This is a genomic window from Lysobacter enzymogenes (genome assembly GCF_017168095.1).
Classification (GTDB): Bacteria; Pseudomonadota; Gammaproteobacteria; order Xanthomonadales; family Xanthomonadaceae; genus Lysobacter; species Lysobacter enzymogenes_D.
This window is the reverse complement of sequence record NZ_LXSD01000261.1, coordinates 1-9,568: the sequence shown is the minus strand read 5'-3', so window position 1 is coordinate 9,568 and position 9,568 is coordinate 1. Positions and strand designations below refer to the sequence as shown.

Sequence of the window (9,568 nt, the reverse complement as noted above, 5' to 3'; positions counted from 1 at the left end):
GGCAGGGCCTGGCGGGTCGAGGCCAGGCGTGCGTCGCGCCGCCACGGCACCCGCGCCGGCCAGGGCCGTGGCGCGAGCTCGCCCGCCCATGGCGCCGGCGGCAGCGGGTTGACCAGCACCAGCGCGTCGGCGAGATCGCCGCACAGCCAGGCCAGCAGGCCGCCGAGGCTGGCGCCGACCGCGGCGCGCGGGCGCGGCAGCGCCGCCAGCGCGGCGCGCATCTGCCCACGGTAGTCGTCCAGCGTGGTCGCCTCCAGGCCGGCCGGCGACGGCTGCAGATCGGGCGCGCGGCCGTGGATGCCGCGCGCGGCGAAGACCTCGCGCCAGAGGTTCCATTCCCAGCCGCCGGCGCCGGCGCCGTGGATCAGCAAGGCGTGGCGGATGGGGAATGGCTCGGGCATGTCGGCAGGCAGGTTGAATGCAGCGACGGCAGGAGTTGCGCAAGCCGCGACGAACGGGGGCGGCGTCCGGCGATGGAAGTCACTGACGCCGAGCATCATCAGCGCTCGGGGCGTTTCGGCTTCGGGGACAACGCTTGCGTGCACCGCTTCGATGGTCGCGGCTCGCGCCGCTCCTACAGGGGCTACGGCCGGATCACGGCCACGTGGTCACAGCAGCGTGGCTTCCAGGCTCACCGGCACCGCGCTGAGCGCCTTGGACACCGGGCAGTTGGCCTTGGCGTCCTCGGCGATGGCCTGGAACTTGGCCGCGTCGATGCCCGGCACCTGCGCCTTCACCTTGAGCCGGATCTGCGACAGCGCCGGCCCGCCTTCCATCGACAGATCGACCTCGGCGCGGGTGTCCAGGCTGGCCGGCGGATGCCCGGCCTCGGTGAGCTTGGCCGACAGCGCCATGGTGAAGCAGCCCGCATGCGCGGCGGCGATGAGCTCTTCCGGGTTGGTGCCCTTCTCTTCGCCGAAGCGGCTGTTGAAACCATAGCGGGTGTTGTCGAGCAATCCGCTCTGCGGCGTGCTGAGGCGGCCCTGCCCGTTCTTGAGATCGCCTTCCCAATGCGCAGTGGCGTGGCGGGAAATACCCATGGTGTGCGGCTCCGGTTGGTGGGGGCGGGTAGCGTAGCCGGTGGCGAGTTAAAAAAGAGGAGATAGCGAATAGGAGGTAGGAGATAGCGGAAGGCGGTCCACCGCTTTTGCTATCTCCTATCTCCTATCTCCTACCTCCTATCTCCTATTCGCTATCTCCCAGCTCCATGCCGCGGCGCAACACAGCAACCGCGACGCAGCACACGCAATCGCGGTCCGCACTTGACCCACCCCACGCGCTGCGCGAGCCTGTCCTCCCGGCGTCCGCCGGCCCGCCATGACCGCCCGCCGAGCGCCACGCTCGGGCGCGCAGCGCGGACAGCCATGACGGCCTTCCCACCCTAGCCTCAGGGAGAAGTCCGCTCATGTCCTACAGCACAGAACAAATCCGCAACCTGGCCTTGGCAGGCCACCCTGGCGCCGGCAAAACCACCTTGTTCGAAGCCCTGCTGCACGCCGGCGGCGCAGTCCAGACGGCAGGCACGATCGAACGCGGCAACACCGTGTCCGACTTCGATCCGATCGAAAAACAGCGCGGGCATTCGCTGGATTGCGCGATCGCCAGCATCGATCACGCCGCGGCTCCCAATCAGCTCGTCCACCTCAACCTGATCGACACCCCCGGCTATCCGGATTTCCGCGGCCCCACGCTCTCGGCGCTGGCGGCGGTGGAGACCCTGGCGGTGATCGTCGACGCCGACAGCGGCGTGCAGTACGGCACCCGCCGGATGATGGACCACGCCCGCGCGCGCGGCCTGTGCCGCGCCATCGTGGTCAACAAGATCGATCACGACGGCGCCCACGTCGCGCGCGTGCTCGACGACATCCGCGAGACCTTCGGCCCCGAATGCCTGCCGCTGAACCTGCCCGCCGACGGCGGCAAGCGGGTGATCGACTGCTTCGGCAACGCCGACGGCGACAGCGACCTCGGCGCGGTCGCCGACTGGCACCAGAAGATCATCGACCAGGTGGTGGAGATCAACGAGACGGTGATGGAGCACTACCTCGATCTCGGCGAAGGCGGCCTGTCCGGGCAGGAACTGCACGACGCGTTCGAGCAATGCCTGCGCGAAGGCCACCTGGTGCCGGTGCTGTTCTGCTCGGCGCGCAGCGGCGCCGGCGTGCAGGAACTGCTCGGCGTCGCCGAGCGGCTGTTCCCGCACCCGGGCGAAGCCAATCCGCCGCCGTTCGCCAAGGGCGCGGGCGAGAACGCGCAATCCATCGAAGCCAGACCCGACCCCAAGGCCCACGTCATCGCCGACGTGTTCAAGATCGTCAACGATCCCTTCGTCGGCAAGCTCGGCGTGTTCCGGGTTTACCAGGGTACGGTCAGGAAGGACACGCAGTTGTTCGTCGACGACGGCAAGAAGCCGTTCAAGGTCGGCCATCTGTTCAAGCTCAAGGGCCGCGACCATGTCGAGATCGAACAGGCCATACCCGGCGACATCGCCGCCGTGGCCAAGGTCGACGAGCTGCATTTCGACGCGGTGCTGCACGACAGCCACGACGAGGACCACATCCACCTGGCGCCGCTGAACTTCCCGCGGCCGATGTTCGGCCTGGCGGTGGAGGCGGCGAGCAAGGGCCAGGAGCAGAAGCTTTCCAATGCGCTGCACAAGCTGGCCGAGGAAGACCCGTGCTTCCAGGTCGAGCACGAGGCCGAGACCAACGAGACCGTGATCCGCGGCCTGTCCGACCTGCACCTGCGCATCAACCTCGACCGGCTCAAGGACAAGTACGGGGTGGAAGTGCAGTCGCGCCCGCCGCGCATCGCCTACCGCGAGACCGTCGCCGGCCGCGCCGAAGGCCATCACCGGCACAAGAAGCAGACCGGCGGCGCCGGCCAGTTCGGCGAGGTGTTCCTGCGCATCGAGCCGCTGCCGCGCGGCGGCGGGTTCGAGTTCGTCGACGAGGTCAAGGGCGGCACCATCCCCGGCCAGTTCCTGCCGGCGGTGGAGAAAGGCGTGCGCCAGGTGCTGCACGACGGCGCCGTGGCCGGCTATCCGATCCAGGACGTGCGCGTGGTCGTCTACGACGGCAAGTACCACAGCGTCGACAGCAAGGAAGTGGCCTTCGTCGCCGCCGGCAAGAAGGCGTTTCTCGATGCGATCGGCAAGGCCCGCCCGCAGGTGCTCGAACCCATCGTCGACCTGGAGGTCAACGCGCCGGAGCAGCACATGGGCGACATCAGCGGCGGCCTAGCCAGCAAGCGCGCGCGCATCAACGGGACCGACAGCGTGCGCGGCGGCGAGATCGTGGTGCGCGCGCAGGTGCCGCTGTCGGAACTGGAAGGCTACGCGGCCGAACTCAAGTCGGTAACCGCCGGGCGCGGACGCTATTCGCTGGATTTCAGCCACTACGAACCGGTGCCGAACAACGTGCAGCAGAAACTGGTGGAGGCCTACAAGCCGCGGCATGAGGAAGACTGATACCGTGTGCGGCCCTCATCGATACGATCCGCCATGCCCAGGCCCCGCAGCGCGCGCGAGCGCGCCGAACTGCTCAACGAGTACGGCCGCCGCCTCGGCGCGCGCGGCGACGGCGAGCGCGCGCTGAGCTTCTACGCCCAGGCGGCCCGGGCCGATCCGGCCTGGGCCGCGCCGTGGTTCAACATCGGCCTGCTGCACAAGTACTGCGGCGACTGGGCGCAGTCGCTGCGCGCCAATCGCGAAGCCTTGCTGCGCGAGAGCGGCCACCAGGGCGCGTGCTGGAACCTCGGCATCGCCGCGACCGCGCTGCGCGACTGGCGCAGCGCGCGCGAGGCCTGGCAGCGCTACGGCCTGCCGGTCGAGCCCGGCGCGGACGCGCTGGAGATCGACTGCGGCCTGGCGCCGGTGCGGCTGGACCCGGACGGCCGCGGCGAAGTGGTCTGGTGCGACCGGCTCGACCCGGCGCGCGCGCGCATCCGCAACGTGCCGCTGCCCGACAGCGGCCATCGTTACGCCGACATCGTCCTCAACGACGGCGCGCCCAACGGCACCCGCCGCATCGGCGAGCGCGAGTACGCAGTGTTCGACCAGCTCGAACTGTGGCAGGCCTCGCCCTACGCCACCTTCGAACTCTGGATCGACACCGCGCAGCCCGAGAGCCTGGCCGCGCTGGCCGAACGCGCGCACCGCGACCGCGGCCAGGCCCAGGACTGGACCGACAGCGTGCGCCACCTGTGCCGCGCGTGTTCGCTCGGCGACGCCGACGGCGGCCACGACCACCCGCCGCTGCAAGCGGACGGCGACGCCGGCGGCGCGCGCTGGGTCGGCTTGGCCGCGACCGACGAAACGGCGGCGCGGGCGATCCTCGACGATTGGCTTCACGCGCATCCGGCGGCGCGCCTGCTGCAATTGCGCCTGGCCGTGCCGGCCGCCGCGGCGGACTGAGCGCGCACGACAGGATCGGCGCCGGCTGGCTACCATAGCCGCACTTCACGGAGAACCGCGCATGACCCACAACGGACGTCGCCTGCCCTTGCCGCGCCTGCCTTTCGCGAGCCTGCGTCCGCCGCAGCCGCTGCCCGCGCGCATGGCCCTGGCCATCGCCGCGCTGGCGCTCGCCGGCCTCGCCGCGGCGGCGCCGCCGAAGCCGGAAACGCGCTGCGGCTGGTTCATCAATCCCACCCCGGGCAACGCCTGGCTGATCGATCCCGACGCGCAGTGGACCGTCGGCCTGCAAGGCGGCCATCAGGCCGAAGGGCCGTGGCCGGAACCGCCCTCGGAACGCGACTGGGTCAAGCACGACGGCGATCCGCGCGGCTACGGTTACGGCTGCGCCTGCCTCAAGGTGGTGACCGGCCCCGACCAGAGCATCGCCCGCATCCTCTCGGCCAAGGGCAAACCGCTGGCGCAGTGCCGCCGCGACCGCGCCCTGACCGCACTCGAACCGGACTACACCTCCGACCGATGAGCGCTCCCCCGAAACCGACGCTGGCGAAAGACCCGGAACTGACCGAGGCCGTATCCGACGCCATCGACGTGGTGTCGAATCCGACCGAGCTGGCGATCAATCTGCTGGTGCTGGCCGCCGCCATCGCGGTCGCGGTGCTGATCACGCGCAAGCTCAAGCAGTGGGTCGGCCATCAGCGGCCGAAGCTGCTGGTGTTCGTCGAATACCTGGCCACGCCGGTGCTGACCCTGGCGATCATCGGCGGCCTGAGCCTGTTCGGCGGCGTGCTGGCCAATCCGCTGGTCGGCCTGGCCGGCTCGATGCTCGGGCTGTTCGTGGCGATCCGCCTGCTCGGCGCGCTGATGGAGATCGCGTTCCGGCCGACGCCGCTGCTCAAGTTCATGCTGCGCCTGGTCACCGTGGTGATGTGGCTGGCGGCGGTGTTCAGCCTGTTCGAAGACCGCAGCAAGCTGATCGCCAAGGTCTATTCGGCGCACTTCAAGGTCGGCGGCATCGCCTTGTCCAGCGACGGCATGCTCAGCGGCCTGATCACCGGCGTGGTGGTGGCGATCGTCGCCCTGTGGGCCGACAAGAGCGTCGGCAACCTGCTGCGCCGCAGCCGCAACCTGCAGCCGAACTTCGTGCTGGCGCTGTCGCGGGTGATGAGCGTGGCGATCTGGATCGTCGCCACCATCCTCATCTTCACCGCCGCCGACATCAACCTCACCGCCCTGGCCGCGTTCGGCGGCGCGCTCGGCATCGGCCTGGGCCTGGGCCTGCAGAAGCTGGCGGCGAGCTACATCAGCGGCCTGATCGTGCTGTTCGAGCAGTCGGTGCGGGTCGGCGACAACATCGTCAGCAACTCGGTGTCCGGCCGGGTCACCCGCATGACCGTGCGCTACACCATGATCCGCACCCGCGACGGCGTGGAGGCGATCGTGCCCAACGATCTGCTGACCAACAACGTGATCGTCAACCAGTCCTGGTCCGACCGGAACCTGCGCCTGGTCTGCGGCGTGCTGGTCAAGGGCGACGCCGACCTGACCCTGGCGCGGCAGTTGTTCGTCGCGGCGATGAACGCGCAGCCGCGGGTGCTGCAGGAGCCGGCGCCGCACATGTACATCACCGGGGTCAACGACAAGGGCATCCAGCTCGACGGGCATTTCTGGATTTCCGATCCGGAGAACGGCCAGAACAACGTCGCCTCCGACATCTACGACGCGGTGCTGGGCGCGTTCCGCAAGCACGGGATCGCGCTGGTCGCGCAATAGGCCGCGCCGGCGGGACGCAGCGTCCGCCGGACGGCGCGCCGCCGCCGCGCGCCGGCAGTAGCATGGGCCGATGACCGAACTCGCCCATCCCCGCTTCTTCTGGCAGTTCCCGATGCGGCTGGTGCGCCACGCGCGCCTGGACGAATTCCTGCCCGACGACGGCCGCCTGCGCATCTTGTTCCTGTGGGGCAAGGACTGCCCGAACTGCGACATCGCCAAGGGCCAGATGCTGCTGGCGCAGCAGCGCTTCGAATGGCCGGACGTGGAATGGCTGCACGACAACGTCTACGAGGATCCGTCGATGGCGACCCACTTCGGCCTGCACGGGATTCCGGCGTTCTTCGTGTTTCGCGGGGCGAAGAAGCTCGGGCGGATCGGGCAGTGGCCGGGGACCGAGGCTTTTGTGGCTGCGATCGAAAAGCTGCGGGGGGAGGCGGGCCTGGCGCAATCGGCCGTGTAGAGGTGGTGCGGGGCGCGATGGCTGAGGTGGTTTGATTTCGCATTTTGGCGATAGCCGCGGCATCGCTCTACGGATCGAACGGCCGTTCTGCACTGCCTTCGGATGCGGCGCTGGCGCACATCGCTCCGGTTGTCGCGGCTTGCGCCGCTCCTGCAGGTAGCTCGACCGGCATTCGCCGCACTTGGCGGGGCCCGCTTGTCCGCGCAAACTTTCCCTCACAACTCCGAACTCGCCGCCATGTTCGACGCCGCCACCCTCGCCGCCTACCTCGTCGCCGCCGCCGTGCTGGTGTTCATTCCCGGGCCCGGCACCGCCTGGATCGTCGCCCAGAGCGCCGCCGGCGGCACCGCGCGCGGCGTCCAGGCCGCGTTCGGGCTGGAAACGGCGACGCTGATCCACGCCCTGGCCGCGGGGCTGGGTCTGTCGGCGCTGCTGGCGACCTCGGCGCTGGCGTTCGAACTGCTCAAGTACGCCGGCGCGGCCTATCTGATCTGGCTCGGCCTCAAGGCCTGGCGCGGCGCGCCGGCCGCCGCCGCGGACGCCGCGGCCGCGCCGCCGCTGCCGGTTTCCGCACGCCAGGTCTATTTGCGCTCGGTCATGACCGGGGTGCTCAACCCCAAGGTGGCCTTGTTTTTCCTCGCCTTCCTGCCGCAGTTCGTGCATCCCGAGCGCGGCATGGTGTGGCTGCAGTTCCTGGTGCTGGGCGCGCTGCTGTCGCTGATCGGGATGTGCAACAGCCTGATGCTCAGCGTCGCGGTCGGCCGCTTCGGCCGCCGCTTCGCCGGCGGCGGCGGGCGCTGGAAGGAACGCCTCACCGGCAGCGTGTTCATCGCCCTGGGCCTGCGCCTGGCCGTGCAGCAACGCTGAGCGGCGCTTGAATCCGGGCTTTACGCGCGCGCCGTCGCGGCGCCGCGCGGCTTGAACCGGCGCCGGCGCAGCCTCAGGTCGTGAATTCACGACCTCGCACCGGAGCGCCGCGCATGAACACCCAAGGCTTTCTCGACCAGTTGCTCAAGACCGCTCAGAACACATTGGGCGGCGCGGGTGCAGGATTGGGCGATCTGCTCGGCGGCGGCAATCCGCTGGCGCGCAGCGAGCCGCGCCACGACGAGCGCGGACACAGCCAGGACAAGCGCGGCGACGAAAAGCGCGGCCTGCTCAACGCCGACTTCGGCAAGGGCGCACTGACCGGCGGCGCGCTCGGCCTGCTGCTGGGCAACAAGAAACTGCGCAAGCACGCCGGCAAGTTCGCCCTGGCCGGCGGCGTGGCCGCGGTCGGCGTGCTGGCCTACAAGGCCTACGGCGACTACAAGCGCCAGCAGGAAGGCCCCGGCGCGGCCGAACCGCGCACCGTCGACCGTCTGCCGCCGCCGCAGGCCGAGCTGCACAGCCGCGCGATCCTGCAGGCGCTGGTGGCCGCGTCCAAGGCCGATGGCCACATCGACGCGCGCGAACGCGAAGCCATCGAAGGCGAATTCGTGCGCATCGACGGCGACATCCAACTGCGCTCGTGGCTGCACGCGGAGCTGGAAAAGCCGCTGGATCCGGCCGAAGTCGCGCGCGCCGCGGACACCCCGGAAACCGCCGCGGAAATGTACCTGGCCAGCCTGCTGGCGGCGGACGAGCAGAACTACATGGAGCGCGCCTATCTCGACGAGCTGGCGCGCCAGCTTAAGATCGACGACGCGCTCAAGGCGCGGCTGGAGCAGCAACTGCGCGACGCGCAGGGCTGAGCCGCGCAGCCCGCGGACGCGCGTCGGCCGATGCGCGTCCGGCGCTCTGCGGCCGCCCCAGCCGCGGGCTCGAACGCGCCGATGCCGATTGAAGCGGCTCGTTGAAGCGGCTCGTTGAAGCGGCTCGTTGAAGCGGCTCGGCCGCGATGCGCCCGGATCCGCTGCGGGCCGGGCCCTCGCGCGCTTCGCGACGCGCGCCACGCTCCCTTCGCCGCGCGGTCGCCAGCGCCGCGCGCAACCGCTAGCATCGCCCACGCGCCGACCGGCGCGCTCGCGGACCGATGCCATGCGATTGCTGATTCCCGCCCTGCTCGCGCTGACCTTCGTCGGCTGTTCCTGCCAGCGCCACGCCGGCGACACCGACGCCGCGACGACGCCAGCCGCGGCTGCGCCCGCGGCCGCGGACCACGCCGCCGAACCCAGCCAGGCCGAACTGCGCGCGGCCGCCACCGCGAAGAAGCGCAACGAAGCCACCAGCGACGCCGTCGACACCCTGCACCGTTATCTGCAGCTGATCGGCTCCGGCGACGGCGAGGCGGCGGCCAAGTACTGGGGCTACCAGCGCGCACCGCGCGGCAACGAGGAGTCGGACCTGCGCACGCTGAAGAACCTGCGCGCGTTCCGCATCGAGAACGAAACACCCGAACCGCTGGACCAGGAGCCGGTGCCGGAACTGCTGCGCATTCCGGTGGAGCTGCGCGCGACCTTGGAGAGCGGCGAGAGCCGGCGCTACAAGGGCTGGTATCGGCTGCGGCGCAATCAGGTCGAGCAGCGTTGGGAATTGACGGGCGTGTCGATGGCGACGCCGTTGCAGTAGGTGTGTTCGCAGTTCGGGGGTTTCGGCGCGGCGGACGGGTTCGCGGTCGCGGCTTGCGCCGCTCCTACATCAAGCCCCTGTAGGAGCGGCGCAAGCCGCGACCGCGAATCCGCAACCACGACGACCCGCTGCGTCCACAACGAACCGATCCCCAACGCCGCATCGCCGCATCGATGCCGCGGCCACGCCGCGCGCCTTACACTGCCCGCTTCGCGCCGCGACCCGCGCGCGCCCGGTTTTCCAGGACTCCGCCATGCGCTCACCGCCCGCCCTCGCCCTGCTGACCGCCGCCGTGCTGGCGGCCGCGCTCGCCGCCTGCGGCGGCAAGGACCCGGCCGCCGCCGGCGACGGCACGACTGCCGGCGATCCCT

10 protein-coding genes are annotated in these 9,568 nt (G+C 70.4%); 8 read left to right on the top strand and 2 right to left on the bottom strand.

Features of this window, described 5'->3' with window-relative positions; genetic code table 11:
* Positions 1 to 401 (bottom strand): alpha/beta fold hydrolase (locus tag A7A76_RS07410; RefSeq protein WP_206410592.1); only part of this gene is annotated, 401 nt, incomplete at its 3' end.
* Between the two features lie 207 nt (positions 402 to 608).
* Positions 609 to 1,040, bottom strand: coding sequence for an OsmC family protein (locus A7A76_RS07405; RefSeq protein WP_206410591.1), 432 nt, complete (start codon positions 1,038 to 1,040; stop codon positions 609 to 611).
* A gap of 365 nt (positions 1,041 to 1,405) precedes the next feature.
* On the opposite strand from A7A76_RS07405, the gene fusA reads away from it, so the two are divergent.
* The 8 genes from fusA (at position 1,406) to A7A76_RS07365 (ending at position 9,197) form a co-directional block, all read left to right on the top strand.
* Positions 1,406 to 3,469 (top strand): elongation factor G, encoded by a 2,064-nt coding sequence (gene fusA / locus A7A76_RS07400; protein WP_206410590.1) that lies wholly within the window; start codon positions 1,406 to 1,408, stop codon positions 3,467 to 3,469.
* Between the two features lie 33 nt (positions 3,470 to 3,502).
* Entirely contained in the window at positions 3,503 to 4,414 is a 912-nt protein-coding gene (locus tag A7A76_RS07395) for a hypothetical protein (protein ID WP_206410589.1), read from the top strand.
* Between the two features lie 61 nt (positions 4,415 to 4,475).
* Positions 4,476 to 4,937 carry a DUF4087 domain-containing protein gene (locus A7A76_RS07390; protein WP_241200782.1) on the top strand — a complete coding sequence of 154 codons (462 nt, stop codon included), beginning with the start codon at positions 4,476 to 4,478 and terminating at the stop codon, positions 4,935 to 4,937.
* The gene (locus A7A76_RS07385; RefSeq protein WP_206410588.1) at positions 4,934 to 6,187 is read left to right on the top strand and encodes a mechanosensitive ion channel family protein; all 1,254 of its coding nucleotides are present in this window, start codon (positions 4,934 to 4,936) and stop codon (positions 6,185 to 6,187) included. Before A7A76_RS07390 ends, A7A76_RS07385 begins: the two co-directional genes overlap by 4 nt.
* Before the next feature lie 70 nt (positions 6,188 to 6,257).
* Positions 6,258 to 6,647 (top strand): thioredoxin family protein, encoded by a 390-nt coding sequence (locus A7A76_RS07380; protein WP_206410587.1) that lies wholly within the window; start codon positions 6,258 to 6,260, stop codon positions 6,645 to 6,647.
* Between the two features lie 237 nt (positions 6,648 to 6,884).
* On the top strand, positions 6,885 to 7,514 hold the full coding sequence (locus A7A76_RS07375; RefSeq protein ID WP_206410586.1) for a LysE family translocator: 630 nt from the start codon (positions 6,885 to 6,887) through the stop codon (positions 7,512 to 7,514).
* 113 nt (positions 7,515 to 7,627) lie between these two features.
* Entirely contained in the window at positions 7,628 to 8,380 is a 753-nt protein-coding gene (locus A7A76_RS07370) for a tellurite resistance TerB family protein (protein ID WP_206410585.1), read from the top strand.
* Between the two features lie 286 nt (positions 8,381 to 8,666).
* On the top strand, positions 8,667 to 9,197 hold the full coding sequence (locus A7A76_RS07365; protein ID WP_206410584.1) for a hypothetical protein: 531 nt from the start codon (positions 8,667 to 8,669) through the stop codon (positions 9,195 to 9,197).
* Positions 9,198 to 9,568 lie beyond the last annotated feature (371 nt).